The 25,552-nt window shown below is 33.7% G+C and carries 39 protein-coding genes; 3 read left to right on the plus strand and 36 right to left on the minus strand.

Annotation, left to right across the window (positions count from 1 at the left end; genetic code table 11):
- Nucleotides 1–150: 150 nt before the first annotated feature.
- The 32 genes from rplQ to rpsL all read right to left on the minus strand — a co-directional run bounded on the left by rplQ (nt 151) and on the right by rpsL (nt 17,803).
- On the minus strand, nt 151–621 hold the full coding sequence (rplQ, locus tag ACP15M_RS10775; protein ID WP_425077226.1) for a 50S ribosomal protein L17: 471 nt from the start codon (nt 619–621) through the stop codon (nt 151–153).
- 71 nt (nt 622–692) lie between these two features.
- Entirely contained in the window at nt 693–1,685 is a 993-nt protein-coding gene (locus tag ACP15M_RS10780) for a DNA-directed RNA polymerase subunit alpha (RefSeq protein WP_425077227.1), read from the minus strand.
- Nucleotides 1,686–1,779: 94 nt separating this feature from the next.
- Entirely contained in the window at nt 1,780–2,385 is a 606-nt protein-coding gene (rpsD, locus tag ACP15M_RS10785) for a 30S ribosomal protein S4 (protein ID WP_425077228.1), read from the minus strand.
- A 170-nt stretch (nt 2,386–2,555) separates the two neighbouring features.
- Nucleotides 2,556–2,939, minus strand: coding sequence for a 30S ribosomal protein S11 (gene rpsK / locus ACP15M_RS10790; protein ID WP_040248564.1), 384 nt, complete (start codon nt 2,937–2,939; stop codon nt 2,556–2,558).
- A gap of 107 nt (nt 2,940–3,046) precedes the next feature.
- Complete coding sequence (gene rpsM, locus ACP15M_RS10795; RefSeq protein ID WP_425077229.1) at nt 3,047–3,421, minus strand: 30S ribosomal protein S13; 375 nt, start codon at nt 3,419–3,421, stop codon at nt 3,047–3,049.
- Between the two features lie 104 nt (nt 3,422–3,525).
- Nucleotides 3,526–3,642, minus strand: coding sequence for a type B 50S ribosomal protein L36 (gene ykgO / locus ACP15M_RS10800; protein WP_008269159.1), 117 nt, complete (start codon nt 3,640–3,642; stop codon nt 3,526–3,528).
- Between the two features lie 96 nt (nt 3,643–3,738).
- Complete coding sequence (infA, locus tag ACP15M_RS10805; RefSeq protein WP_026753784.1) at nt 3,739–3,954, minus strand: translation initiation factor IF-1; 216 nt, start codon at nt 3,952–3,954, stop codon at nt 3,739–3,741.
- 79 nt (nt 3,955–4,033) lie between these two features.
- Nucleotides 4,034–5,383: a preprotein translocase subunit SecY gene (gene secY, locus ACP15M_RS10810; protein WP_425077230.1), complete on the minus strand. Its 1,350-nt coding sequence runs from the start codon at nt 5,381–5,383 to the stop codon at nt 4,034–4,036.
- 13 nt (nt 5,384–5,396) lie between these two features.
- Complete coding sequence (gene rplO, locus ACP15M_RS10815; protein ID WP_425077231.1) at nt 5,397–5,849, minus strand: 50S ribosomal protein L15; 453 nt, start codon at nt 5,847–5,849, stop codon at nt 5,397–5,399.
- A 97-nt stretch (nt 5,850–5,946) separates the two neighbouring features.
- The gene (gene rpmD / locus ACP15M_RS10820) at nt 5,947–6,129 is read right to left on the minus strand and encodes a 50S ribosomal protein L30 (RefSeq protein ID WP_425077232.1); all 183 of its coding nucleotides are present in this window, start codon (nt 6,127–6,129) and stop codon (nt 5,947–5,949) included.
- A gap of 11 nt (nt 6,130–6,140) precedes the next feature.
- A complete protein-coding gene (gene rpsE / locus ACP15M_RS10825) occupies nt 6,141–6,665 on the minus strand; it encodes a 30S ribosomal protein S5 (RefSeq protein ID WP_425077233.1) in 525 nt (174 codons plus the stop codon).
- Nucleotides 6,666–6,671: 6 nt separating this feature from the next.
- Nucleotides 6,672–7,028: a 50S ribosomal protein L18 gene (rplR, locus tag ACP15M_RS10830; protein ID WP_425077234.1), complete on the minus strand. Its 357-nt coding sequence runs from the start codon at nt 7,026–7,028 to the stop codon at nt 6,672–6,674.
- 10 nt (nt 7,029–7,038) lie between these two features.
- Nucleotides 7,039–7,581, minus strand: coding sequence for a 50S ribosomal protein L6 (rplF, locus tag ACP15M_RS10835; protein WP_425077235.1), 543 nt, complete (start codon nt 7,579–7,581; stop codon nt 7,039–7,041).
- A 17-nt stretch (nt 7,582–7,598) separates the two neighbouring features.
- The gene (gene rpsH / locus ACP15M_RS10840; RefSeq protein ID WP_425077236.1) at nt 7,599–7,997 is read right to left on the minus strand and encodes a 30S ribosomal protein S8; all 399 of its coding nucleotides are present in this window, start codon (nt 7,995–7,997) and stop codon (nt 7,599–7,601) included.
- Between the two features lie 86 nt (nt 7,998–8,083).
- Entirely contained in the window at nt 8,084–8,353 is a 270-nt protein-coding gene (gene rpsN, locus ACP15M_RS10845; RefSeq protein ID WP_099563531.1) for a 30S ribosomal protein S14, read from the minus strand.
- A gap of 3 nt (nt 8,354–8,356) precedes the next feature.
- Nucleotides 8,357–8,908 (minus strand): 50S ribosomal protein L5, encoded by a 552-nt coding sequence (gene rplE, locus ACP15M_RS10850; RefSeq protein WP_425077237.1) that lies wholly within the window; start codon nt 8,906–8,908, stop codon nt 8,357–8,359.
- A gap of 2 nt (nt 8,909–8,910) precedes the next feature.
- Nucleotides 8,911–9,222 (minus strand): 50S ribosomal protein L24, encoded by a 312-nt coding sequence (gene rplX / locus ACP15M_RS10855; RefSeq protein ID WP_425077238.1) that lies wholly within the window; start codon nt 9,220–9,222, stop codon nt 8,911–8,913.
- Nucleotides 9,223–9,233: 11 nt separating this feature from the next.
- Nucleotides 9,234–9,602 carry a 50S ribosomal protein L14 gene (rplN, locus tag ACP15M_RS10860; RefSeq protein WP_040248536.1) on the minus strand — a complete coding sequence of 123 codons (369 nt, stop codon included), beginning with the start codon at nt 9,600–9,602 and terminating at the stop codon, nt 9,234–9,236.
- Between the two features lie 2 nt (nt 9,603–9,604).
- Nucleotides 9,605–9,862: a 30S ribosomal protein S17 gene (rpsQ, locus tag ACP15M_RS10865; RefSeq protein WP_248027972.1), complete on the minus strand. Its 258-nt coding sequence runs from the start codon at nt 9,860–9,862 to the stop codon at nt 9,605–9,607.
- 18 nt (nt 9,863–9,880) lie between these two features.
- Nucleotides 9,881–10,072: a 50S ribosomal protein L29 gene (gene rpmC, locus ACP15M_RS10870; protein ID WP_425077239.1), complete on the minus strand. Its 192-nt coding sequence runs from the start codon at nt 10,070–10,072 to the stop codon at nt 9,881–9,883.
- A gap of 11 nt (nt 10,073–10,083) precedes the next feature.
- Nucleotides 10,084–10,509 (minus strand): 50S ribosomal protein L16, encoded by a 426-nt coding sequence (gene rplP / locus ACP15M_RS10875; RefSeq protein WP_425077240.1) that lies wholly within the window; start codon nt 10,507–10,509, stop codon nt 10,084–10,086.
- A 19-nt stretch (nt 10,510–10,528) separates the two neighbouring features.
- A complete protein-coding gene (rpsC, locus tag ACP15M_RS10880) occupies nt 10,529–11,245 on the minus strand; it encodes a 30S ribosomal protein S3 (protein WP_260097705.1) in 717 nt (238 codons plus the stop codon).
- A gap of 8 nt (nt 11,246–11,253) precedes the next feature.
- Nucleotides 11,254–11,661 carry a 50S ribosomal protein L22 gene (gene rplV, locus ACP15M_RS10885; RefSeq protein ID WP_425077241.1) on the minus strand — a complete coding sequence of 136 codons (408 nt, stop codon included), beginning with the start codon at nt 11,659–11,661 and terminating at the stop codon, nt 11,254–11,256.
- Between the two features lie 6 nt (nt 11,662–11,667).
- A complete protein-coding gene (gene rpsS / locus ACP15M_RS10890) occupies nt 11,668–11,946 on the minus strand; it encodes a 30S ribosomal protein S19 (RefSeq protein ID WP_425077242.1) in 279 nt (92 codons plus the stop codon).
- Between the two features lie 10 nt (nt 11,947–11,956).
- Nucleotides 11,957–12,784 carry a 50S ribosomal protein L2 gene (gene rplB / locus ACP15M_RS10895; protein ID WP_425077243.1) on the minus strand — a complete coding sequence of 276 codons (828 nt, stop codon included), beginning with the start codon at nt 12,782–12,784 and terminating at the stop codon, nt 11,957–11,959.
- A gap of 10 nt (nt 12,785–12,794) precedes the next feature.
- Nucleotides 12,795–13,085, minus strand: a complete 291-nt coding sequence (gene rplW / locus ACP15M_RS10900; protein WP_425077244.1) for a 50S ribosomal protein L23 — start codon at nt 13,083–13,085, stop codon at nt 12,795–12,797.
- A gap of 8 nt (nt 13,086–13,093) precedes the next feature.
- Nucleotides 13,094–13,723 carry a 50S ribosomal protein L4 gene (rplD, locus tag ACP15M_RS10905; RefSeq protein WP_425077245.1) on the minus strand — a complete coding sequence of 210 codons (630 nt, stop codon included), beginning with the start codon at nt 13,721–13,723 and terminating at the stop codon, nt 13,094–13,096.
- Nucleotides 13,723–14,340: a 50S ribosomal protein L3 gene (gene rplC / locus ACP15M_RS10910; RefSeq protein WP_425077246.1), complete on the minus strand. Its 618-nt coding sequence runs from the start codon at nt 14,338–14,340 to the stop codon at nt 13,723–13,725. The genes rplD and rplC overlap by 1 nt, the downstream gene beginning before the upstream one ends.
- A gap of 139 nt (nt 14,341–14,479) precedes the next feature.
- Entirely contained in the window at nt 14,480–14,785 is a 306-nt protein-coding gene (gene rpsJ, locus ACP15M_RS10915; RefSeq protein WP_007650482.1) for a 30S ribosomal protein S10, read from the minus strand.
- Between the two features lie 12 nt (nt 14,786–14,797).
- Nucleotides 14,798–16,924: an elongation factor G gene (gene fusA / locus ACP15M_RS10920; RefSeq protein WP_425077247.1), complete on the minus strand. Its 2,127-nt coding sequence runs from the start codon at nt 16,922–16,924 to the stop codon at nt 14,798–14,800.
- Between the two features lie 5 nt (nt 16,925–16,929).
- Nucleotides 16,930–17,406, minus strand: coding sequence for a 30S ribosomal protein S7 (gene rpsG, locus ACP15M_RS10925; RefSeq protein WP_425077248.1), 477 nt, complete (start codon nt 17,404–17,406; stop codon nt 16,930–16,932).
- 22 nt (nt 17,407–17,428) lie between these two features.
- Nucleotides 17,429–17,803, minus strand: a complete 375-nt coding sequence (rpsL, locus tag ACP15M_RS10930) for a 30S ribosomal protein S12 (RefSeq protein ID WP_008269190.1) — start codon at nt 17,801–17,803, stop codon at nt 17,429–17,431.
- A gap of 172 nt (nt 17,804–17,975) precedes the next feature.
- Between rpsL and ACP15M_RS10935 the strand changes: the two genes are divergently transcribed.
- Together ACP15M_RS10935 and rlmB are read left to right on the plus strand one after the other, a co-directional pair.
- On the plus strand, nt 17,976–19,664 hold the full coding sequence (locus ACP15M_RS10935; RefSeq protein WP_425077249.1) for a POTRA domain-containing protein: 1,689 nt from the start codon (nt 17,976–17,978) through the stop codon (nt 19,662–19,664).
- A gap of 63 nt (nt 19,665–19,727) precedes the next feature.
- A complete protein-coding gene (rlmB, locus tag ACP15M_RS10940) occupies nt 19,728–20,462 on the plus strand; it encodes a 23S rRNA (guanosine(2251)-2'-O)-methyltransferase RlmB (protein WP_425077250.1) in 735 nt (244 codons plus the stop codon).
- A gap of 57 nt (nt 20,463–20,519) precedes the next feature.
- Here rlmB and ACP15M_RS10945 read toward each other — a convergent pair whose 3' ends face one another.
- Complete coding sequence (locus ACP15M_RS10945; protein ID WP_425077251.1) at nt 20,520–21,263, minus strand: rhomboid family intramembrane serine protease; 744 nt, start codon at nt 21,261–21,263, stop codon at nt 20,520–20,522.
- A gap of 86 nt (nt 21,264–21,349) precedes the next feature.
- Between ACP15M_RS10945 and ACP15M_RS10950 the strand changes: the two genes are divergently transcribed.
- Nucleotides 21,350–22,630: a replication-associated recombination protein A gene (locus ACP15M_RS10950; protein WP_425077252.1), complete on the plus strand. Its 1,281-nt coding sequence runs from the start codon at nt 21,350–21,352 to the stop codon at nt 22,628–22,630.
- On the opposite strand, the gene ACP15M_RS10955 is transcribed toward ACP15M_RS10950, so the two are convergent.
- The 3 genes from ACP15M_RS10955 to ACP15M_RS10965 are packed head-to-tail and all read right to left on the minus strand — an operon-like array spanning nt 22,627 to nt 25,511.
- Entirely contained in the window at nt 22,627–23,499 is an 873-nt protein-coding gene (locus tag ACP15M_RS10955; protein WP_425077253.1) for a hypothetical protein, read from the minus strand. The genes ACP15M_RS10950 and ACP15M_RS10955 overlap by 4 nt on opposite strands.
- Before the next feature lie 31 nt (nt 23,500–23,530).
- Nucleotides 23,531–24,220 carry a YjjG family noncanonical pyrimidine nucleotidase gene (locus tag ACP15M_RS10960; protein WP_425077254.1) on the minus strand — a complete coding sequence of 230 codons (690 nt, stop codon included), beginning with the start codon at nt 24,218–24,220 and terminating at the stop codon, nt 23,531–23,533.
- Nucleotides 24,210–25,511, minus strand: coding sequence for a polysaccharide deacetylase family protein (locus ACP15M_RS10965; RefSeq protein ID WP_425077255.1), 1,302 nt, complete (start codon nt 25,509–25,511; stop codon nt 24,210–24,212). The genes ACP15M_RS10960 and ACP15M_RS10965 overlap by 11 nt, the downstream gene beginning before the upstream one ends.
- Nucleotides 25,512–25,552 lie beyond the last annotated feature (41 nt).

Below are 25,552 nucleotides of genomic sequence, written 5' to 3' on the forward strand. Positions count from 1 at the left end.
ATAAAAAAAAGGATAATCTAAAACAGATTATCCTTTATATATTAAATGCTTATCAACACTCGATAATCGAGATTTACATAATAATAAAGCCAGTGTTATTTTTTTATCTGTATTGATATTAAAATCCACTTGCGCTTTTGCTAACATTTGTTATTCTTCTTCGTTAGTTGCTACTGGAGCTGCAGCTGGTGCAGCTGGTTTAGAACCTCCTCGTCTACTTCTTCTGGTAGATTTTTTAGCTTTCTTACCAGCGTTATAGATTTCGTTGTAATCTACTAACTCGATCATTGCCATATCAGCATTATCACCAAGTCTGTTACCAAGTTTGATGATTCTTGTGTAACCACCTGGACGATCACCAACTTTTACTGCAACGTCTCTGAATAATTCAGTAACCGCATTTTTTTGTCTTAGTTTAGAAAATACGATACGTCTGTTGTGTGTCGTGTCTTCTTTAGACTTAGTAATCATTGGTTCTACAAATTGCTTTAAGGCTTTTGCTTTAGCAACAGTAGTGTTAATACGTTTGTGCTCGATTAACGAACAAGCCATATTAGCTAACATTGCTTTTCTGTGAGCAGTTTGTCTTCCTAAATGGTTAAATTTCTTTCCGTGTCTCATGACTTTTTATTTATCATCTTGCTACCAAACTCAATTTATGAGGAGCAAAATATGATTATTATTAATTAAATTTAATCTTTATCTAATTTGTACTTAGCTAAGTCCATTCCGAAGTTAAGACCTTTAACATTTACAAGCTCTTCAAGCTCTGTTAAAGATTTTTTACCAAAGTTACGGAACTTCATTAAGTCGTTTTTATTGAATGATACTAAGTCTCCTAAAGTATCTACTTCTGCAGCTTTTAAACAGTTTAATGCACGTACAGAGAGGTCCATATCAACTAACTTAGTTTTTAATAGTTGTCTCATGTGAAGTGATTCTTCATCATAAGTTTCGGTTTGTGCAATTTCATCAGCTTCAAGAGTGATACGCTCATCTGAGAATAACATGAAGTGGTGAATTAATATTTTAGCTGCTTCAGTTAAAGCATCTTTTGGGTGAATTGATCCATCTGTGATGATTTCAAAAACTAATTTTTCGTAATCGGTTTTTTGTTCAACACGGAAGTTTTCAATACTGTACTTTACATTTTTTATTGGCGTATAAATTGAATCTGTAAAGATGGTTCCGATTGGAGCTGAAGCTTTTTTGTTTTCTTCAGCAGGAACATAACCTCTACCTTTTTCAATTGTGATTTCCATATTGATGCTCACTTTTGGATCTAAGTTACAAATGACTAAGTCTTTGTTTAATACTTGGAATCCTGAGATGAACTTTTGGAAATCTCCAGCAGTAATTTGATCTTGACCAGAAATTGAAATTGAAACAGACTCGTTATCTACTTCGTCAATTTGACGTTTAAAGTTAACTTGCTTTAAGTTCAAAATCATTTCTGTAACGTCTTCTACAACACCTGATATTGTTGAGAATTCGTGATCTACACCTTCAATTCTCACTGAAGTTATTGCAAATCCTTCTAAAGAAGATAATAATACACGTCTAAGTGCATTACCTACTGTTAATCCGTATCCTGGTTCTAAAGGTCTGAATTCAAACTTACCTTCGAACTCAGTCGAATCAATCATGATTACTTTATCTGGTTTCTGAAAATTTAATATTGCCATAGTTGTCTTCGTTTTAATTGTGATTTAGTTGCGCGATTTAAAAGCTTGAAGATGTCTTATAAATCCTTTGGCTAAATACCAATATGATTAATTATTATTTAGAGTATAATTCGACGATGAATTGCTCGTTGATGTTTTCTGGAATCTGGATTCTTTCAGGAATAGACACATAAGTTCCTTCCTTTTTGTCGTTATTCCAAGTAATCCATTCGTAAACATTGCTAGAGTTAGCTAATGAATTTTGGATAGATTCTAAAGATTTAGATTTTTCTCTTACAGCAACTACATCTCCAGCTTTTAATTGGTAAGAAGGAATGTTTACAATATTACCATTTACAGTAATATGTCTGTGAGATACTAATTGTCTTGCTCCACTACGTGTAGGTGATAATCCCATTCTGAAAGCAACGTTATCTAAACGCGACTCACATAATTGAAGTAAAACTTCACCAGTAATCCCTTGTGCAGCTGTTGCTCTTTTGAACATGTTTCTGAATTGCTTTTCTAAGATCCCATAAGTGTACTTAGCTTTTTGCTTTTCCATTAATTGGATTGCATATTCAGATTTTTTACCACGTCTTCTGTTGTTTCCGTGTTGACCAGGAGGATAATTTCTTTTTTCAAAAGCTTTATCATCTCCAAAAATAGCTTCTCCAAATTTACGAGCTATTTTAGTTTTAGGACCAGTATATCTTGCCATTTTAAATTTGTTTTTGAGAGTGTTTATGAATTAAGGTCTTAATCTTATCCTTCGATAAACGTCAATCTCTCGTTGATACTTGTTTGTTATTTTTCAGTTTGCAAATGTACGTATAAAAATTAATATCAACTGCATTACAGTTGATATTAATTTAGAACGTAAGATATTGCTTAAACTCTTCTTCGTTTTGGTGGACGACATCCATTATGTGGTAATGGAGTAACATCGATAATTTCTGTCACTTCAATACCTGCATTGTGAATAGATCTGATAGCAGATTCTCTACCATTACCAGGACCTTTAACATACACTTTAACTTTTTTAAGACCAGCTTCTTTAGCAACTCCTGCAGCATCTTCTGCAGCTAATTGAGCAGCGTAAGGAGTGTTCTTTTTAGAACCTCTGAATCCCATTTTTCCAGCAGATGACCATGAAATAACGTCACCTTTTTTGTTAGTTAAAGAAATAATGATATTGTTAAATGAAGCCGCTACGTGTGCTTCTCCAATAGCGTCTACTATTACTTTACGTTTTTTTGTACTTGACTTTGCCATACTTTTTAGTTTCTAGTTGTTAGTTTTTTAAAGTTTTTAGAATCCTAAACCTTTCGATTTCAAACAGACTCCTCTAACATTTAAACTAATGACTACTGTCTTAATTATTATTTAGTTGCTTTTTTCTTGTTAGCAACAGTTTTTCTTCTACCTTTTCTAGTTCTAGAGTTGTTTTTAGTACGTTGACCTCTTAAAGGTAAACCAGCTCTATGACGAATACCTCTGTAACAACCAATATCCATCAAACGCTTGATGTTTATTTGTGTTTCAGAACGTAATTCACCTTCAATAGTATAAGTTCCAACAGCGTCACGGATTGCTCCAATTTGCTCATCTGTCCAATCTTGTACTTTGACGCTTTCGTCTACTTTAGCTGTTGCTAAAATTTCTTGTGCTCTACTTCTACCTACTCCGTAGATATAAGTTAACGAGATCACTCCTCTTTTTTGTTTTGGTATGTCTACACCTGCAATTCTTGCCATATTGTTTAGTTTTTAGCTGTTAGTTTTTAGTTGTTAGAATCCTAAACCTTTCGATTTCGAACAGATTCATCTAACTACCAATTACTAATGACTAGTCTCTTGTTTTATCCTTGTCTTTGTTTGAATCTAGGATTCTTTTTGTTAATGACGTAAAGTCTACCTTTTCTGCGCACTAATTTACAGTCTGCGCTTCTTTTTTTAACTGATGCTCTTACTTTCATCTTTTAATAGTTTGAAAGTTTAAAAGTTTGAAAGCTTGAAAGTTTAGCAAATTACTTTACAACTTTTAACTTTCTACTTTTTAACTTTTTTTTTAATTAGTATCTATAAGTTATACGAGCCTTCGTTAAATCGTAAGGACTCATTTCTAATTTTACTTTATCACCTGGTAATAACTTGATGTAATGCATACGCATTTTACCAGAGATGTGTGCAGTCACAATGTGACCATTTTCTAATTCAACACGAAACATAGCATTTGATAATGCTTCTATAATTGATCCGTCTTGTTCTATTGCTGCTTGTTTTGCCATAATTTATATTTTAGTATTTGCTCATTCTCTAGCACAAATCTTGCCAAATGTTTGAGTCAAACTCTAAATTAGTATTACATTACGCTACTGCTTTTCTATTTTTACCAGTTTTCATCAAGCCATCATAATGTTTATTCAACAAATATGAATTGACTTGCTGCATAGTATCTATCGCAACTCCAACCATAATTAATAGAGATGTACCACCAAAGAATAAAGCCCAACCAGCTTGAACATCCATAAGCTTTACAATGATTGCTGGGAACACAGCTATTAATGCTAAGAATATAGAACCTGGTAAAGTAATTTGAGACATGATTTTGTCTAAATATTCTGAAGTTTCAGTTCCTGGTCTAATACCTGGAATAAATCCACCACTACGTTTTAAATCATCAGCCATTTTGTTTGTAGGAACAGTAATAGCAGTATAGAAATATGTAAATATGATAATTAATAATGCAAATACAATGTTATACCACAATCCGAAAATATCTGAAAATTGTGCAATCATCCACTGACCAGCATCACTACCATCAATTGATTTACCAATTAAACTAGGTACAAACATAATAGCTTGAGCAAAGATAATTGGCATTACACCTGAAGCATTCAATTTTAATGGTAAAAACTGTCTAGAACCAAATGCATTTTTTTCATAGCCACCAGAAGCAGTTCTTCTAGCATATTGCACTGCAATTTTACGAACAGCCATTACTAACATTACAGAAGCCATAATAATCACGAACCATATCACCAATTCAATTAAGATCATCATTAAACCTCCATTACCACCACCACTTAAACGTGACGCAGCATTTTGAATAAATGATGCAGGTAAAGTTGCTATAATACCAACCATAATTAATAATGAAATACCATTACCAATACCTTTATCTGTAATCTTTTCTCCTAACCACATGGCGAAGATACATCCTGTAACCAAAATGATTACAGAAGAAATATAGAATGTTGGTCCTGTTCCTAATAAGAATGCTGATTGAGGAATACCAAATGCTGTTGGTAAACTAGCCAAATATCCTGGAGCTTGAAATAAACAGATCACAATCGTTAACCAACGTGTAATTTGAGTAATTTTCTTTTGTCCACTAGCACCTTCTTTTTGTAGTTTTTGAAGATAAGGAATTGCGATTCCCATCAATTGTACTACAATAGAAGCTGAAATGTAAGGCATAATACCAAGAGCAAATACAGAAGCATTTGCAAAGGCACCACCAGTAAACATGTTTAATAAACCAAGAATACCTTCTCCTGCACCAGCTTGTAAATTACTTAATTGACTAGCATCTATACCTGGAAGTACAACCTGAGCACCAAAACGGTACACTAAAAGTAAACCAAGCGTTAAGATGATTCTGTCTTTTAGTTCGGTTATTTTCCAAACATTCTTTAATGTTTCTATAAATTTCATACTTTAAGTTGTCTTATAAAGTTACAGCCTCTCCTCCTGCAGCTTCGATAGCAGCTTTTGCTGAAGCAGTAAATTTATGAGCAGACACTTTTAATTTTGATTTTAATTCACCACGACCAAGAATTTTCACTAAATCATTCTTTCCTGCTAAACGTAAATCAATTAACGTTTCAAAATCAACTGCATCTTTTATTTTCTTGTCATCAACTAATTGTTGTAAAGTATCAAGATTTACACCTTGGTACTCAACTCTGTTAATGTTTTTAAATCCAAATTTTGGTACACGTCTTTGAAGTGGCATTTGTCCACCTTCAAAACCTAATTTTTTAGAATAACCAGAACGAGATTTAGCTCCTTTGTGGCCACGAGTTGCAGTACCACCTTTTCCAGAACCTTGTCCTCGACCTACTCTTTTACCTTGGCTCTTTACAGAACCTTCTGCTGGTTTTAAATTACTTAAGTTCATTATATCTTATTATTTTGTTTAATCTGTTTGTGTTATTTTATCAAATAGGTCAGATTGAATTCGCTATTCAATATCTTATACAATTCAACAGATTTATTTAGCTCATTTCTTCAACAGAAACTAAATGTGAAACTTTATTTACCATTCCAAGAATACTTGGTGAAGCATCGTGCTCAATTGTTTGACCAATTTTTTTCAATCCAAGAGCTTCTAATATTCTTTTTTGGTTTTGCGTACGATTTATCGCACTTTTTACCTTTGTTACTTTAATCTTTCCCATTGTTCTAATGATTAACCGTTAAACACTTTCTCAAGAGAAATTCCTCTTTCCTTAGCAATTGTATTTGCATCTCTAAGTTGTAATAAAGCATCAAATGTAGCTTTTACAACATTGTGAGGGTTAGAAGATCCTTGAGATTTAGATAATACATCATGAACACCAACGGCTTCTAACACTGTTCTAACAGCACCACCAGCGATTACACCTGTACCAGGAGCAGCAGGAATAATGTTTACTCTTGCACCTCCAAATTTACCTTTTTGTTCGTGAGGTAAGGTTCCTTTAATAATAGGAATTCTAACAAGATTCTTTTTTGCGTCTTCAACTGCCTTAGCAATTGCCGTAGCAACATCTTTAGATTTTCCTAAACCGTGACCTACAACTCCAGCTTCATCACCAACCACTACGATCGCTGAAAAACCAAAAGCTCTACCACCTTTTGTTACTTTAGTAACTCTTTGAACACCAACTAAACGATCTTTAAGATCAATTCCACTTGGTTTTACTAATTCTGCGTTTTTATATTTCTGATACATAGTGTCTTAAAATTTAAGTCCGCCTTCTCTTGCGCCTTCAGCTAATGATTTTACTCTTCCGTGATATTGGTATCCACCTCTATCAAAAGAAATAGTATTGATACCAGCTTTTATTGATCTTTCAGCAACAGCTTTTCCTACTAGAGCAGCTATTTCTGATTTAGTTCCTTTTGCAGAAGCAATATCTTTATCTCTTGATGAAGCTGCTGCTAATGTTTTTCCTGTAACATCGTCAACAACTTGAGCATAAATTTCTTTATTACTTCTGTATACAGCTAAACGTGGTCTTTCTTCAGTTCCAAAAACGACCTTACGTATTCTGCTTTTTATTCTTAATCTTCTTTCGTTCTTTGTTAATGCCATAACTAATTTTTTAAGCTGATTTACCTGCTTTTCTTCTTAATTCTTCACCAACAAACTTAACACCTTTTCCTTTGTAAGGTTCAGGCTTTCTGAAGCTACGAATTTTGGCAGCAACTTGACCAACTAATTGTTTATCGTGAGATGTTAATTTTACAATTGGATTTTTACCTTTTTCAGAAATGGTTTCTATTTTTACTTCAGGAGCGATATCCATAACAATGTTATGAGAAAACCCTAAAGCCATATCTAGTTTCTGACCTTGATTTGAAGCTCTGTAACCAACTCCTACAAGTTCTAATTCTTTAGTCCATCCTTTAGATACACCTTCAACCATATTACTTACTAAAGCTCTGTATAAACCATGTTTAGATTTCTGGTTTTTATTATCTGCTGATCTAGTTACAAGAACGTTTCCGTCTTCAACTTTAATTTCAACAGCATCAAATTCTTGTGTTAATTCACCTAATTTACCTTTTACTGTAACTACGTTGTCCTTAACATCAACTGTAACTCCTTCTGGAATTGCTACTGGATTATTTCCTATTCTTGACATGTTCTTTCTGCTTTAAATTAGTAAACGTAACACAATAATTCACCACCTACATTTTCACGCTGTGCTTGCTTTCCTGTAATTACACCTTTAGATGTAGAAACAATAGCAATACCTAACCCGTTAAGGATTCTTGGCATTTCATTAGCGCCAGCATACTTACGTAAACCTGGTGTACTGATTCGTTGAATTTTTTTGATAACCGACTCTTTAGTGTCCTTGTTGTACTTAAGAGCAATTTTAATTGTTCCTTGTACAGTAGAATCGTCGAATTTATAACTTAAAATATATCCTTGATCGAATAATATTTTAGTCATTTCTTTCTTTAAGTTTGATGCAGGAATCTCAACCACTCTGTGGTTAGCTTTCACTGCATTTCTGATTCTTGTTAAGTAATCAGCAATTGGATCTGTATTCATTTATATTAATTTGCGGTAACGGTTTTCGATATCTCTCGAACCTGAGACCAATTTATAATTCTTTTTTTTCGCTAGGCGAAAGTTGTTTACCAAGATGCTTTTTTAACACCTGGAATCAACCCTTGGTTAGCCATTTCACGGAATGTTACACGTGAAATACCAAAAGTTCTCATGTACCCTTTAGGTCTTCCAGTTAGTTTACATCTATTGTGCATTCTAATTGGAGAAGCGTTTTTTGGTAACTTTTGTAATGCTTCATAATCTCCAGCTTCTTTTAAAGCTTTACGTTTTTCAGCATATTTAGCTACTGTTTTTGCTCTTTTAACCTCACGGGCTTTCATTGATTCTTTAGCCATATCTTAGTTCTTTTGAAAAGGTAATCCCAATTCAGTTAATAACGATTTTGCTTCTTTATCTGTATCAGCTGTTGTTACAAATGTGATGTCCATACCAGATATCTTGTTGATTTTATCAATATCAATTTCTGGAAAGATAATTTGTTCAACAACACCTAAGTTATAATTTCCACGTCCATCAAACCCTGTAGCTTTGATACCGTTAAAATCTCTTACTCGTGGTAAAGCTGAAGTAACCAAACGATCTAAAAACTCATACATTTGCTCACCTCTTAACGTTACTCGAGCACCAATTGGCATTCCTTTACGTAATTTAAATGATGCAACATCCTTTTTAGACATTGTCGCTACGGCTTTTTGACCTGAAATTTTTGTTAATTCATCAATTGCATGATCAATTAATTTCTTGTCTGCAACAGCAGCTCCAACACCTTTAGATATAACAATTTTAGTAAGTTTAGGAACTTGCATTACATTTTTATATCCGAATTCTTCTGTAAGAGCAGAAACTACTTTGTCCTTGTACTCTTGTTTTAATCTTGGAATATAAGCCATAACTATATTACTTCATTTGATTTTTTAGAAAATCTCACTTTTTTATCACCTTCTATTTTATAACCTACACGTGTTGTCTCTCCTTTAGAGGTTAACAACGATAGGTTAGAAATGTGCATAGGTGCTTCTTTTTCTACAATGCCTCCTTGTGGATTTTGTGCACTTGGTTTTGTGTGTTTTTTAACCATGTTCACGCCTTCTACAATGGCTTTGTTTTTATCTATAAATACTTTAAGCACTTTACCTTCTGAACCTTTATGGTCTCCAGCTATTACTTTTACTGTATCTCCTGATTTAATTTTAAGCTTTGTCATTTTTTTAGTCATTAAAGCACTTCAGGTGCTAATGATACAATTTTCATGAACTGTTTGTCACGAAGTTCTCTAGCTACTGGTCCGAATACACGTGTTCCTCTCATTTCTCCTGTTGGATTTAAAAGTACACAAGCGTTATCATCAAAACGAATATAAGATCCATCTGGACGTCTTACTTCTTTTTTAGTACGAACTACAACTGCTGTTGAAACTGCTCCTTTTTTAATGTTTCCATTTGGAGTAGCATCTTTAACAGACACTACAATTTTATCACCAATAGAAGCATATCTTCTTTTTGTACCACCAAGAACACGTATTGTTAATACTTCTTTTGCTCCTGTGTTATCAGCTACTTTTAATCTAGATTCTTGTTGTACCATAATTATTTAGCTCTTTCAATTATTTCTACTAATCTCCAACATTTAGATTTACTTAAAGGTCTTGTTTCCATGATCTTTACTGTATCTCCAATGTTACAGTCGTTTGTTTCGTCGTGAGCAACATATTTTTTTGTTTTCAAAACGAATTTTCCATACATAGGATGTTTTACTTTTTTAACTTCAGAAACCACAATTGATTTCATCATTTTGTTACTAGTAACAACTCCTATACGTTCTTTTCTTAAGTTTCTTTTTTCCATCTTTCAGCCAGAATACAATTATTGTATTTCTCTTTTAGTTAATTCTGTTGCAATTCTTGCTACTGAACGTCTAACGTTACGTAACTGAATTGGATTTTCTAATGGAGAGATTGCATGAGCCAATTTTAGGTCTGCATAACTCTTTTTTGTCTCACTAAGTTTTTCTTGTAACTCAGTTACTGATAGCTGTGTAATTTCTGCTTGCTTCATAATATCTAATTTTAAGCTTCGGCTTCGTAGTCACGAGCGATTAAAAACTTAGTTTTAACTGGTAATTTTTGTGCTGCAAGACGTAATGCTTCTTTAGCAACTTCCATTGGTACACCACCAACTTCAAAAATAACTCTTCCTGGCTTCACTACAGCTACCCAGTATTCTACAGCACCTTTACCTTTACCCATACGTACTTCTAAAGGCTTCTTAGTAATTGGTTTGTCTGGAAATACTTTAATCCATAATTGACCTTCTCTCTTCATGTAACGCGTTGCAGCAATACGAGCAGCTTCAATTTGACGTGATGTCAAGAAAGTAGCATCGAGAGCTTTTATTCCAAACATACCATAAGATAATCTGTGACCTCTTCCAGTATTTCCTTTCATACGTCCTTTTTGGACCTTACGAAATTTTGTTCTTTTAGGTTGTAACATTTTTACTTTTCTTTAAAAATTACTTTCTGCGACGAGATTTGTTCCCACCACGTCCTCCAGACTTGCCACCTTGTTTCTTAGACAAGCCAACTAATGGAGAAAGTTCTCTTTTTCCGTACACTTCACCTTTCATGATCCATACTTTTACACCTAATCTACCATAAGTAGTGTGTGCTTCAACCAAAGCATAGTCAATATCAGCTCTAAATGTAGATAAAGGAATACGTCCTTCTTTGTAGTGTTCAGAACGTGCCATTTCAGCACCATTTAAACGACCACTAATTTGGATTTTAATTCCTTCGGCATTCATACGCATAGCAGCAGCAATTGCCATTTTGATTGCACGTCTATATGAAATACGATTTTCAATTTGACGAGCAACACTTGATCCTACTAAAAATGCGTCTAGTTCAGGTCTTTTAATTTCAAAGATGTTTAACTGAACCTCTTTTCCAGTAATTTTCTTAAGCTCTTCTTTTAACTTGTCTACCTCTTGGCCACCTTTACCGATAATAATACCAGGTCTAGCAGTAGTGATAGTAACGGTTACAAGTTTAAGCGTGCGCTCAATAATAACTCTAGATACACTAGCTTTTGATAAACGAGCATGGATATACTTTCTGATTTTATCGTCTTCAGCAAGTTTATCTCCATAATCATTTCCACCATACCAGTTAGATTCCCATCCTCTGATAATTCCTAAACGATTTCCGATTGGATTTGTTTTTTGTCCCATATCTCTATTTAAGCTTGTGTGTTATTTTTAGCTCCAATCACAACTGTTACGTGATTAGATCTTTTTCTAATTCTGTGTGCACGACCTTGAGGTGCTGGACGTAATCTTTTTAACATAGATCCACCATCAACTCTAATCTCTTGAACAAATAAATCTGCTTCTTCGATATTAGCATCTTCATTTTTAGCTTGCCAGTTAGCGATTGCAGATAAAAGTAATTTCTCTAATCTACGTGAGGCTTCTTTTTGGCTAAATCTTAAGATTTGTAATGCTTTTTCAGCTTCTTTTCCTCTTACCAAGTCTGCAACTAAACGCATTTTTCTTGGTGAAGTTGGACAGTTGTTAAGTTTTGCAAATGCAACTTTTTTTCTGTCTTCCTTAATAGCGTCTGCCATTTGTTTTTTACGACTTCCCATAGCTTACTATTTTTTTCCTTTATTTTTTGCACCTGCATGACCTCTAAATGATCGTGTTGGTGAAAATTCTCCTAATTTATGACCTACCATATTTTCAGTTACATAAACTGGTACAAATTGACGACCATTATGAACAGCTATTGTTTGACCAACAAAATCTGGAGAAATCATAGAGGCTCTAGACCACGTTTTGATTACTGTTTTTTTGTTTGAAGCAATATTCTCTTCAACTTTTTTATTCAATTTATAATGGATGTAAGGTCCTTTTTTTAATGAACGTGCCATATTATCTCAATTATTTCTTTCTACGTTCTACAATATATTTATTACTCGCTTTAGTTTTAGAACGTGTTCTATAACCTTTAGCTGGAATACCATTTCTAGATCTTGGGTGTCCTCCTGAAGATTTACCTTCACCACCACCCATTGGGTGATCGACTGGATTCATTACCACTGGTCTAACTCTTGGTCTTCTACCTAACCATCTTGTACGTCCTGCTTTACCAGAAACTGTCAATTGATGGTCTGAGTTTGAAATCACTCCAATTGTAGCCATACATTCTGAAAGAATCATTCTTGTTTCTCCAGAAGGTAATTTAACTGTAGCAAATTTTCCTTCTCTTGCCATAAGTTGAGCAAATGCTCCAGCACTTCTTGCCATTACAGCTCCTTGTCCAGGACGTAATTCAATACAAGAAATGATTGTACCTAATGGAATTTGACTTAATGGCATTGCGTTACCAATTTCTGGTGCAATTCCTTCTTTACCTGACACTACATTTTGCCCAACTTGTAAACCATTTTGAGCAATGATGTAACGTTTCTCACCATCTTGATAATTCAATAATGCGATAAACGCTGTTCTGTTTGGATCGTACTCAATTGACTTAACTTCACCAGGAATTCCTGTTTTGTTTCGTTTAAAATCGATAATACGATACTTTCTCTTATGACCTCCACCAATTTGGCGCATAGTCATTTTACCTTGACTGTTTCTACCACCAGATCTTTTGTTCGGAACGAGTAAACTCTTTTCCGGCTTATCAGTAGTGATGGCGTCAAATCCATTTACTACTCTAAAACGCTGAGCTGATGTGATTGGTTTTAATTTTCTTACTGACATTGTTGTCTAATTACATGTTAGTGTATAAATCAATTACTTCACCTTCCGCCAGTTGTACAATTGCTTTTTTGACAGCATTTGTTTTACCATGTTGAATACCAGTTTTTGTGTAACGGGTTCTTCTATCTGGACGGACATTTATAGTACGAACTTTTTCAACAGAAACGCCATAAGCTGCTTCAACAGCTTTTTTGATTTCTACCTTGTTCGCCTTTGTGTTCACTTCAAATGCATACGCATTTAGCACCTCGCTTTGCATGGTTGCTTTTTCAGTGATTATCGGTTTAATTAAGATACTCATGACTATTCCTATTTACTTAAATTCGATTGTATTCCTTCTAAAGAACTCTCTAAAAGGACTAATTTATTAGCATTCAAAATTTTATAAGTACTTAATTCTGAGTTAGTTACAACATCAGAGCCCTTAAAATTTCGTGATGACAAATATACATTATTATTTGAAGCACCCAACACAAACAACGATTTTTTGTCTTGTATGTCTAATGCTTTCAATACTTGTGTAAAGTTTTTCGTTTTTGGAGCATCAAAATTGAAGTCTTCCAAAACAACGATATCTTTATCATTAGCTTTCATTGATAAAGCCGATTTTCTAGCTAAACGCTTCAAATTTTTGTTTAATTTAAAGCTGTAGTTTCTAGGTCTTGGTCCGAACATACGTCCACCACCTTTAAATACACCAGATTTGATACTACCTGCTCTTGCAGTACCAGTACCTTTTTGTTTTTTAATCTTACGTGTACTTCCAGCAATCTCACCTCTTTCTTTAGACTTATGTGTACCTTGACGTTGGTTAGCTAAATACTGCTTAACATCTAAATATACTGCGTGGTTGTTAGGCTCAATACCGAACACATCTTTAGAAAGCTCTGCTTTTCTACCTGTGTCTTTTCCGTTGATATCTAAAACTGCTACTTTCATTACTTCTGAATAATTACATAAGAGTTTTTGTGTCCTGGAACACATCCTTTAACTACAAGTAGATTCTTTTCTGGTACTACTTTGTAGACTCTTAAATTTTCAACATTCACTCTTTCGCCACCCATTCGTCCTGCCATTTTCATTCCTTTGAATACTCTCGCAGGATATGATGCAGCACCAATAGAACCTGGAGCTCTTAAACGGTTATGTTGACCATGCGTTGCTTGACCAACTCCACCAAATCCATGACGTTTTACAACACCTTGGAAACCTTTACCTTTTGATGTTCCGGCAATATCAACATATTCACCTTCGATAAAGTGCTCTACTGTTATTGCATCACCTAATTTGTAATCTCCTTCAAATCCTTTAAATTCCGCGACTTTTCTTTTAACAGAAGTACCAGCTTTTTTGGCGTGACCAATTTCAGCTTTAGTAGCACTTTTATCTGTCTTGTCATCGAAACCTAATTGAAGGGCATTGTACCCGTCGACCTCTTCGGTTCTGACTTGGGTAACGATACATGGTCCAGCTTCGATTACTGTACATGGAATATTCTTTCCATTTTCATCGAAAATGCTGGTCATGCCAATCTTTTTTCCTATTAACCCAGACATATTTATTAATTATTAATTATTACTCTTTATTTAAAATTCAAGGCTGAAAATACGTTTCAGCCTTGAATTGTATTTTTTACCGTTTTTCCTTCGCTCGCAGCTTAGGACATGTCTTTCCGTATTTACGGAATTACCTTCATTACACTTTAATCTCAACTTCAACTCCACTTGGTAATTCAAGTTTCATTAAAGCATCAATTGTTTTAGAAGACGATGAATAGATATCCAATAATCTCTTATAAGAACTTAATTGGAATTGTTCTCTTGACTTCTTATTTACGTGTGGTGAACGTAATACAGTGAAAATTTTCTTGTGTGTTGGTAATGGAATTGGTCCAGTGACAACAGCACCTGTACTTTTTACTGTTTTTACAATCTTATCAGCAGACTTGTCAACTAAATTGTGATCGTAAGACTTTAATTTTATTCTAATTTTCTGACTCATTTTCTTTTAGTTTTAAGCTTCAACACCTTTAGCTGCTGCGATTACTTCTTCTGAAATATTTTTAGGAGTTTCAGCATAATGTGAAAATTCCATTGTTGATGTTGCACGACCTGAAGATAATGTTCTCAATGTTGTTACATATCCAAACATTTCAGATAATGGCACAGTAGCCTTAACGGTTTTAGCACCAGCTCTATCTCCCATATCACTTACTTGACCACGACGACGGTTTAAGTCACCTACAATATCACCCATATTTTCTTCAGGAGTGATTACTTCAAGTTTCATGATTGGCTCCATGATTACAGCTTTTGCAGCTTTTGCAGCAGCCTTAAACCCGAGCTTAGCAGCTAATTCGAACGACAATTGATCTGAATCGACATCGTGGTAAGAACCATCTGTTAATGTCACTTTCATTGCATCAACTTCATAACCAGCTAATGGACCATTTACCATTGCCATTTTGAATCCTTTTTCAACTGAAGGGACAAATTCCTTAGGAACGTTACCACCTTTAATTTCAGAAACAAATTCTAAACCAACTTTTCCTTCTTCAGCTGGTTCTAACGTAAATACAATATCTGCGAATTTACCACGTCCACCAGATTGTTTCTTATAAACTTCTCTGTGTTCTGCACGCTGTGTAATAGCTTCTTTGTACTCTACTTGAGGCTGACCTTGATTTACTTCAACCTTGAACTCACGCTTTAAACGGTCAACAATAATATCTAAGTGAAGCTCACCCATTCCAGAAATAATAGTCTGACCTGATGCTTCATCAGTTCTTGCTGTAAACGTTGGATCCTCTTCAGATAGTTTAGCTAATGCCATACCCAATTTATCAACATCTGCTTTAGTTTTTGGTTCCACAGCAATACCAATTACTGGGTCTGGGAAATCCATAGATTCTAAAACGATTGGATTCTTTTCATCAGACATAGTATCACCAGTCTTAATGTCTTTAAATCCTACTGCAGCTCCAATATCACCTGCTTCGATAAATTCGATAGCATTTTGTTTATTAGAGTGCATTTGATAAATACGAGAAATACGTTCTTTTTTACCTGAACGATTGTTCAAGATATAAGAACCAGCATCTAAACGACCAGAATATGCTCTAAAGAATGCTAAACGACCTACAAAAGGATCTGTAGCAATCTTAAATGCTAAAGCTGAAAATGGCTCCTTAACATCTGGCTTACGTAATACTTCTTCTCCTGTATTAGGATTAGTTCCAACAATACCTTCTTTATCTGTTGGAGAAGGCAAGTAACGACATACAGCATCTAATAAGAACTGCACACCTTTATTTTTAAACGCAGAACCACAAATCATTGGAATGATAGCCATATCCATTACAGCAGCTCTAAGTGCAGCATGCACTTCTTCTTCTGTAATAGAATCTTCATCTTCCATGAACTTTTCTAAAAGATTCTCATCGTAAGTTGCAACCTCTTCAATTAAAAGCGCACGATACTTACGAGCTTCCTCTTTTAACTCATCTGGAATTTCAATAACATCAAAAGTTGATCCTTGAGTTTCATCATGCCAAACGATAGCTCTGTTTTTTACTAAATCTACGATACCTTTAAAATCAGCCTCATCACCAATATTTAATACAATTGGCACTGCATTAGATTTCAACATATCTTTAACTTGCTGACATACAGCCATAAAGTTAGATCCTTGGCGATCCATTTTGTTAACGAATCCTATTCTTGGTACTTTATAGTTATCAGCTAATCTCCAGTTAGTTTCAGATTGAGGCTCAACACCATCAACTGCACTAAATAAGAATACTAATCCGTCAAGTACACGTAAAGAACGATTTACCTCAACGGTAAAATCTACGTGACCTGGAGTATCAATAATATTAAAGTGATATCCTTTAGTATCTGGAGTTGGTTGTCCATTTTCCATTGGAAAATTCCAAGTACAAGTGGTTGCAGCAGAAGTAATAGTAATACCTCTTTCCTGCTCTTGCTCCATCCAGTCCATTGTTGCAGCACCATCATGCACTTCACCAATTTTATGAGACACACCTGTATAATAAAGAATACGCTCTGTAGTAGTAGTTTTTCCTGCATCAATATGTGCAGCAATACCTATATTTCTTGTGAATTTTAAATCTCTTGCCATGTTAATTAAAATCTAAAGTGAGAGAATGCCTTATTTGCTTCTGCCATTTTGTGAGTATCAACTCTCTTTTTAACAGCTGCTCCTTCTTCTTTAGCTGCAGCTAAAATTTCAGCAGCTAATTTTTGAGGCATAGATTTTTCATTTCTTTTTCTTGCGTAACCAATCAACCATTTCATAGCTGTTGATACTTTACGGTCTGGACGAATTTGCATTGGAATTTGAAATGTTGCACCACCAACACGACGACTACGTACTTCTACGTGAGGCATTACGTTAGACAACGCATCTTTCCAAATTTCTAAAGCTGTTTTTTCTTCGTCAGTTTTCTTTGAATCTACAATATCAATTGCATCATAGAATACTTTAAAAGCTACAGACTTCTTACCATCCCACATCATCATATTAACGAATCGAGTTACTAACTGATCGTTAAAGCGTGGATCTGGTAAAAGCGGTCTCTTTTTTGCTGCTCTTTTTCTCATGTCTTCTTCTTAAAGTTTTAAATTACTTTTTAGGGCGTTTTGCACCATACTTAGATCTACGCTGCGTTCTACCTGCAACACCTGCTGTGTCTAAGGCACCACGAACAATGTGATATCTAACTCCTGGTAAATCTTTTACCCTTCCACCTCTAACCAATACTATCGAGTGCTCTTGTAAGTTGTGTCCTTCTCCACCGATGTATGCATTTACCTCGTTTCCGTTTGTTAAACGAACCCTTGCTACCTTACGCATTGCTGAGTTTGGTTTTTTAGGAGTCGTCGTGTAAACACGAGTACACACACCACGTCTTTGTGGACACGAATCTAAAGCAGCCGATTTACTCTTCTTGGTTATTTTGGCTCTTCCTTTTCGTACTAATTGTGAAATTGTTGGCATATATTTCTATATAAATTTTATTTAACCCTCTACTTTGAGGGCTGCAAAGGTAGAAATAAATATTAATTTTTCAAATGCAAAAGCATTAATTTTAAAAAGTTTATAAAATTATTCTAGCATGCGCATATTTTAACTTATTTATTTGCGTTAGTTTTGAAAAATAATCTTTTGAATGCTTAATAACTTTCGTCTGTTTATATTATTTCTATTTTCTCTTTTTTTTGCAGAGGTATATTCGCAAAATTTAGAGTTGAAAATTATTGGTAATGATTCCTTAGAAACTCAAGTTATTGATTCTTTGGGCTATGAAAACTATTTTAAAGATTATACTTCACTTAAAACTGAAGTTGATTCACTAAACAAACGTTTGTTAACTATTGGCTACATTAACAGCAAGTTAGTACATCTCAAAAAAGAAAGTGATTCATTGTTTAAAGCGCTTTTTAGTTTAAATCAGCGTTACAAATCCATAACCATTAATCATAATGGTTTGATTGATGAGGATATATTAACATTAGGTGACATCAAATCTAATGGTCAATCATTTACGCTACCAATTTCAAAACTAGAGCGTACTTTAAATTTTATAAATGCAGAAATTGCCAATCGAGGCAATCCGTTTTCTACACTTCAGCTTATAAATATTAAGCAAGTCAGTAACACAAGTCTTTCAGCCAATCTTGAATTATCTAAACCTTTTAAACGTACTATAGACAAGATTATCATTAAAGGTTATGAAAAGTTTCCGAAATCATTTGTTAAGCGTTACATGAAAATTAAAACTGGACAAGAATTTAATCTCGCAAAAATTAAAGACAAAACTGCTGAACTCAATGATTTACGTTTTGCCAATCAAATTAAAGATCCTGAGGTTCTTTTTACAAAAGATTCTACCATATTATATATGTATATAGAAAAAACCAAGAGCAACACTTTTGATGGCTTTTTAGGTTTTGGAACCAATGAAGACACCAATAAAATAGAGTTTGATGGCTATCTCAATTTAAGTCTTACCAATAACCTTAACTATGGAGAAACATTAAAACTACTTTATAAAAGCGATGAGAATGACCAACAAACTTTTGATGGCAATATAAAAATGCCATATATGTTTAGCACTCCTTTAGGCGTTGAATTAAACCTAAATATTTTTAAAAAAGACTCCACATTTGTAACCGCTAGTCAATCTGCTAAACTCAATTATCAAGTCAATTCTAATCATGTTATAGGAGTTGGTCTAAGTGGTGTAAATTCTTCAGATTTGTTAGATACTGAAATCTCTTCAGTTAACGACTTTAAGTCAAACTATTATTTTACAAACTATGTGTATACCAAACGTCAAAATTATGACTTCTTGTTTCCAATAAACTTCATATTTGATATTACTGCTGGATTTGGAAACCGAACATTTGATGATATTGACGAAGACCAAACAAAATTTGCCTTGAATACTTTCAAAATATTTAATCTCAATGACCAAAATAGTTTTTATTTACGAGGCAATGGTCAAATTATAGATTCTGATACCTTTTTAGAAAATGAACTTCCTCGATTTGGTGGTATTAATTCTATTAGAGGTTTTGAAGAAAACAGTTTAGTTGCTAATCTGTTTGGAGTTATTAATACTGAATATCGTTACCGTTTAAATCGTAATATTTATGTGCATTCTGTAATTGATGCAGCTTATTTTGAAAACAAAATCAGTGATCAAAAAGGAAAACTATTTGGCTTTGGTTTTGGATTTGGTCTACTTAGTAAAGCAGGATTATTGCGATTTAACTACACAAGCGGAAAAACCGAAAACCAACGCTTCAAATTATCAAATTCTAAAGTACACATAAGTCTGACTGCTGTATTCTAAAGATACTTTTTAGCTTATTGCATTAATGTAGTATTATTTACTAAGGTTTAATACCTTTGAGGCATGGAAAAAGAAACAACAATTTTTGGAATTCGTGCAGTAATCGAAGCTGTTAAAGCAGGTGAAAATATAGATAAAGTCTTTTTACAGAAAGGTTTACGTGGCGAACTATTTTCGGAACTAGAAGATTTACTTAAAAAAGAACGTCTAAATATTTCTTATGTTCCAGTTGAAAAGCTTAATCGACTATCTAAACAAAACCATCAAGGCGCTATTGCTCAAATTGCTCCAATAGCTTTTTATACTCTTGAAAACTTAGTGGAAACCGTTTTAGAATCTGGTAAAACTCCGCTCTTTCTCCTACTCGATCAATTAAGCGATGTCAGAAATTTTGGAGCTATTATTAGAACTGCAGAATGTACTGGAGTTTCAGGAATTATCATTCAGAAAAAAGGTGGAGCTCCTGTAAATGGTGATACTGTCAAGACAAGTGCTGGAGCGATTTTTAAAATTCCTATTTGTAAAGTAGACCATATCAAAGATGCTGTGTTTTACATGCAAGCTTCAGGAATAAAAGTAATAGCAGCTACTGAAAAAGCTGAAAACACTATTTATGATACATCTTTTAAAGAACCTTGCGCAATCGTAATGGGTTCTGAAGGAAAAGGGATAAATCCTTCTGTTTTAAAAGTTTCAGATGATAAAGCCAAACTTCCGATTTTAGGAGAGATTGAATCTTTAAATGTTTCTGTGGCTTGTGGAGCGTTTTTATACGAAGCTGTAAGGCAGAGAAGTTAGTGTAAAGTACAACGTGTGGAGTGTGGAGTGTGGAGTGTGGAGTGTGGAGTAAAAAAATCAATTCTTGGATTTTTTAAAAATATAATTGATTTTTGGATCATTATTTGTTTCTGATTCGTCTTCAATTTCGGGTTCTAAGTTTTCGATAAAATTTCCGTTTTCATCAAAATGACGCATAAAGGCATCATCCTCTTCATTGTATTCTGGTTCTTGCCATACATAACGTTCAGGTTTTGCGACCGATTTTCTGAAAATTATTGCAAAAAATAGCCCTGAAATCAAACCTCCTAAATGACCTTCCCAAGACATGCCTTCTTTTACAGGGAACACATACCAAATCATGCTTCCGTAGAGAAAAATAATCATTAAAGATAAAGCGACTAATCGATAATGCTTTGCAAAAACACCTTTAAAAAAGATAAAACTCACCAAGACATAAACCAATCCGCTAGCTCCAATATGATTTGAAGGCCTACCAATAATCCAAGTAATTAATCCTGAAAGCAAAATTCCATAGAGAATGACTTTCCAAGAGATTTTTCGATAGAAATAAAATAAAGCGACCGATAAAACAAACAACGGAATACTGTTGTGATATAGATGTTGAATATCGGCATGAATGAATGGACTAAATAAAATGCCGCTTAAACCCTCTAACTTTTGAGGATAGACACCTAAGGTTTTTATGGCAGGAAAAAAACGGACTTGCAACCAAAAAACAATCCATATTAGAAGCACAAAAAATACTGGATATGCAATAACTCCTGTAGAATATCTAAACTGTTGTTGGTGATGACTCATTTTCAAATTTAGAATTTAATTATCAAAATGTTCTCCAATTGTTAAAACTATGAAATATTGTCACCTTGGTTTTGTAATTTTACACAATGAATGAGCCTTTAGCAGAACGATTACGTCCGCAAACACTTGACGATTATTTAAGTCAGTCGCATTTGGTTGGTAAAACTGGTGTTTTAACCCAACAATTGCAAAATGGAGCAATTGCCTCAATGATTTTTTGGGGACCTCCAGGTACAGGAAAAACGACACTTGCTAATATTATTGCCAACGAGTCTAACAGACCTTTTTATACATTAAGTGCTATAAATTCTGGCGTTAAAGATATTAGAGAAGTTATTGACAAGGCGAAACAAAGTGGAGGATTATTCACTACCAAGAATCCTATTTTGTTTATAGATGAGATTCATCGCTTTAGCAAATCGCAGCAAGATTCTTTATTACAAGCTGTTGAAAAAGGTTGGGTAACTTTAATTGGTGCCACCACAGAAAATCCGAGTTTTGAGGTGATTCCTGCATTGCTTTCAAGATGTCAAGTTTATGTATTAAACGCTTTTGATAAGAAAGATTTAGAAGCTCTCTTAAAGCGTGCTATAACTGAAGACGATGTGCTATCAAAACGCAACATTAAATTAAAAGAAACCGAAACTTTATTAAGACTTTCTGGAGGTGATGCACGAAAACTGTTGAATGTTTTTGAATTGATTGTTTCATCATATAATGCAGATGAAAAGATTATAATCACTAACGATATTGTATCTAAAAAAGCACAAAACAATACTGTTAGATATGATAAAACTGGAGACCAACACTACGATATTATTTCTGCATTTATCAAATCGATACGAGGAAGCGATCCCAATGCAGCAGTGTATTGGTTAGCACGAATGATTGAAGGTGGCGAAGATGTCAAATTTATAGCCAGACGCTTACTCATTTTAGCTAGCGAAGACATAGGTAATGCAAATCCGACAGCCTTAGTGATTGCAAATAATACGTTTCAAGCGGTTTCTGTAATAGGAAACCCTGAATCTCGAATCATATTAAGTCAGTGTGCCACTTATTTAGCAGCTTCTCCAAAAAGCAATGCAGCTTATGAGGCTATTGGAAAAGCACAAAAACTTGTAAAAGATACTGGAGATTTATCGGTTCCGTTATCGATAAGAAATGCGCCAACTAAACTAATGAAAGAATTAGGTTATGGAGACAACTACAAATATGCTCATGGTTATGATAACAACTTTGTAGATCATGAATTTTTACCAGATGAGATAAAAAACACAACATTATACAATCCTGGAAACAATGCAAGAGAAAATGCTCAACGTGAGTTTTTAAAACAACGTTGGAAAGACAAATACAAGTATTAGAATTTTATATTCAACGTTTCTAAAGATGACGATTTACCATCATTTTTTGACAAATACCAAAACCCATCTTCTTTGTAAACAATAGCATTTTGGTTTTTAACAATAAAGGTATTTTGTTTTGGCGTTTCTAAAAGAATCATTACTACTTTAGGCGTACTATCTACCACTTGAAATCCGTTTTCTATAGGTTGTGCGTAAAGCAGTTTATCTTCTTTTGTATTATTTACCTTGTTAGTTTTTTCTTTAGAAGACGTTGCTACAACAGCTCTAATTTCATTTGTATTATTTTCTTTCTCTTTTTTAAGTGCAGCTACCTCTTGTTTTAAGCGTTCAATTTCTTCTTCTTTTTGTTGGGCTGCTAACATTGTTGCCTTTTTTTCTTCCTTAGCACTAGATAGTTTAGCTAATACTTCAGGACTAGGCTTATATTCATATTTAAAATATTGAAACGTTTTAAAAGCTTCTCTTAAAGCTAAATTATACGCTTTTTTTAAATCCTTTTCTTTTGATTTTCCAATGCTAGATGAAACAATTGTTTCTTTATTACAATCAACAAGATTTATTTGTAGTCTTTTGTTTAAAAAACCGCCTTTTGCCTTTTCAACTTTAGCAATTAACCCTAAACATTTATCATCTTGATAGTCTGCTGGTAATTCTTCATTTTCAAAATATGTATTATAGCCATATTTTGTAAACAAAAACTTAGTTAATGAATTAACATCATATTGATCTGGTTTTTTTAAAAAATCAAAAACTTCTGGAACAATAATATATTTGTAATCATTAATAGCTTCTAAATTGGTCTTAACTTCTTGTGAAAACACATTAAAAGAACATAAGAATACTAATATTGGTAAAACATGTTTCATTTGTTTGATGTTTTAAGTTTCAAAATGAGGATTAAAGATACATTTTTAAATCTAAAAGTGAGTTCACTTGTTTGATATGAGCTTCAGCTTGAACTTTATGGTAATTAAATAAAATGGCATCAAAACCTACATCAAGCGCTCCAAAAATATCTGCTTCAATATTATCTCCAATCATAATACTTTCATGTGGTTTAGCTTTTGCCATATCTAAAGCATAATTAAAAATAATAGGATTGGGTTTTTTAACACCTGCAATTTCAGAATTGGTAATGGTTGTAAAATACTGAGAAATGTTTGCGTTATCCATCTTCTTTTGTTGCGCTTCATCAAAACCATTGGTAATAATATGCAATTGATACTTCTGCTTTAAATGCTTTAAGATATCAAAAGTACCTTCAAAAAGGTGATTAAAAGTCGTGAGGTAAGTGATATAGTCTTCAGATAATTGATTTATGGTATCGTCTGAAACTTCAAACTCAATAGCATCAAAAGTGTCTTTTAAACGTTTGTATCGCAAATTAGATTTATCAATTTTTTCTTCTCGATACAGTTTCCAGTAATTCAAATTAATGGGTTCATAAACTGATAAAAATTGATTGCTGTCGACATCTAACTTATGCAGTTCGAATATTTTATTAAATGTTAATGCTGAATTTTTATCAAAATCCCAAAGCGTGTGATCGAGATCAAAAAACACATGCTTAATATCTTTAATTTTCATTTGCTGATTCTAATATCATGGTGAATAATTCTCTATAACCTTTCCAAAGCATATCATCACTAAAACTATAGTTATGAAAAATTGGTGTAAAGGTTCCATTGACTTGCTTTACTTGGTCGATAATTCGTTGGATGGCTTCTTTTTTATCTAACTGAGACTGGTGTTTTAACAATGCTGCGTCTAAGCAATGAAACGAATGTATTTGCAATGGTGTTTGCACTTCATAATCTAAGTCGTAAAACAAAAATGGTGTACAAGTGCCAGCTCTAAATCCTAGCTCTTTGATATAGCCCATAGTATAATCTTCACGAATTTCTAATTCTACCAAATGACGATACGATTTAGGTAAGTTTAACTTAGAATACGAATGTCGCGATGCTTGAAGTTCATAATTGACAATGGCTTCCATTTTTTTCTTTTCCTTTTTTAAAACGGAAATATCATCTAAAGCAAAATATGAAGCTTTCAAACCAACTTTACAATAATCTGCAACGGATTTAATAAGAGAAACGAATTCTTTTTTATTGACGCTAATATTTTTATCATAAGTAGAATAATCGCCAATTAAAAACAAAACGACAAACTTAAAGTTAACGGTTTTCTGTTTATTTATAATCCATTTAAACGTATCGTGAGGATCACGTTTAAAACCAGAAAGCACAAGAGTTCTTTGGTATAAGCGTCGTAACCTAAACCGAATCACATCATTAAACACGCCTCCCAAAGTTCTTATCAAACCTTTTTTTCTGAAATAAAATGCTCTTGGCACATCAATAACTGGTTGAACTTTGTATGTTTTTTTAGGAAAATGAAACCCTTCAAATTTTTCCTCTAAAACTCTTTTAAGTTTATATGCCCAAATATCAACGACAGGTTGATGCAAAAAGTCGTTTTTAAAAGCGATGCTTTCAGAAGCTAAAAATCGTCCGTAATTATCTTTTACATGTGGCAAATATTCTTCATAGCGACTCAATAAATAAAATGAAGCTGCAAAAATATCAAAAGGTAAAGTGCTCTTATCTCCTGTAGAAAAAAACCCTTTGGTATCATCCCAATTTTGAACATTGATATCAAGATCTGAAAGACCTTGCTCAAAAAGCAACTCATGACTTCTTACAAAAACCTCATTACTCAATGGCTGCTTAGAATAAGACATCTTAATACTATCGTGAGCAATAAACTCTTCAACAGTTGTAGTAAACGACACAGGAATCCCTAATATTCGTGTACACAAATGCTTAAAAGTATAACGCAATCGTGGTGTAATTTTGTGTGTATAAACAAGGAGCATAAGTCGTCTAAAATTCCAGATTTTAAAAATACCAAATTACG

Source organism: Psychroserpens sp. S379A (assembly GCF_049800755.1).
GTDB lineage: Bacteria > Bacteroidota > Bacteroidia > Flavobacteriales > Flavobacteriaceae > Psychroserpens.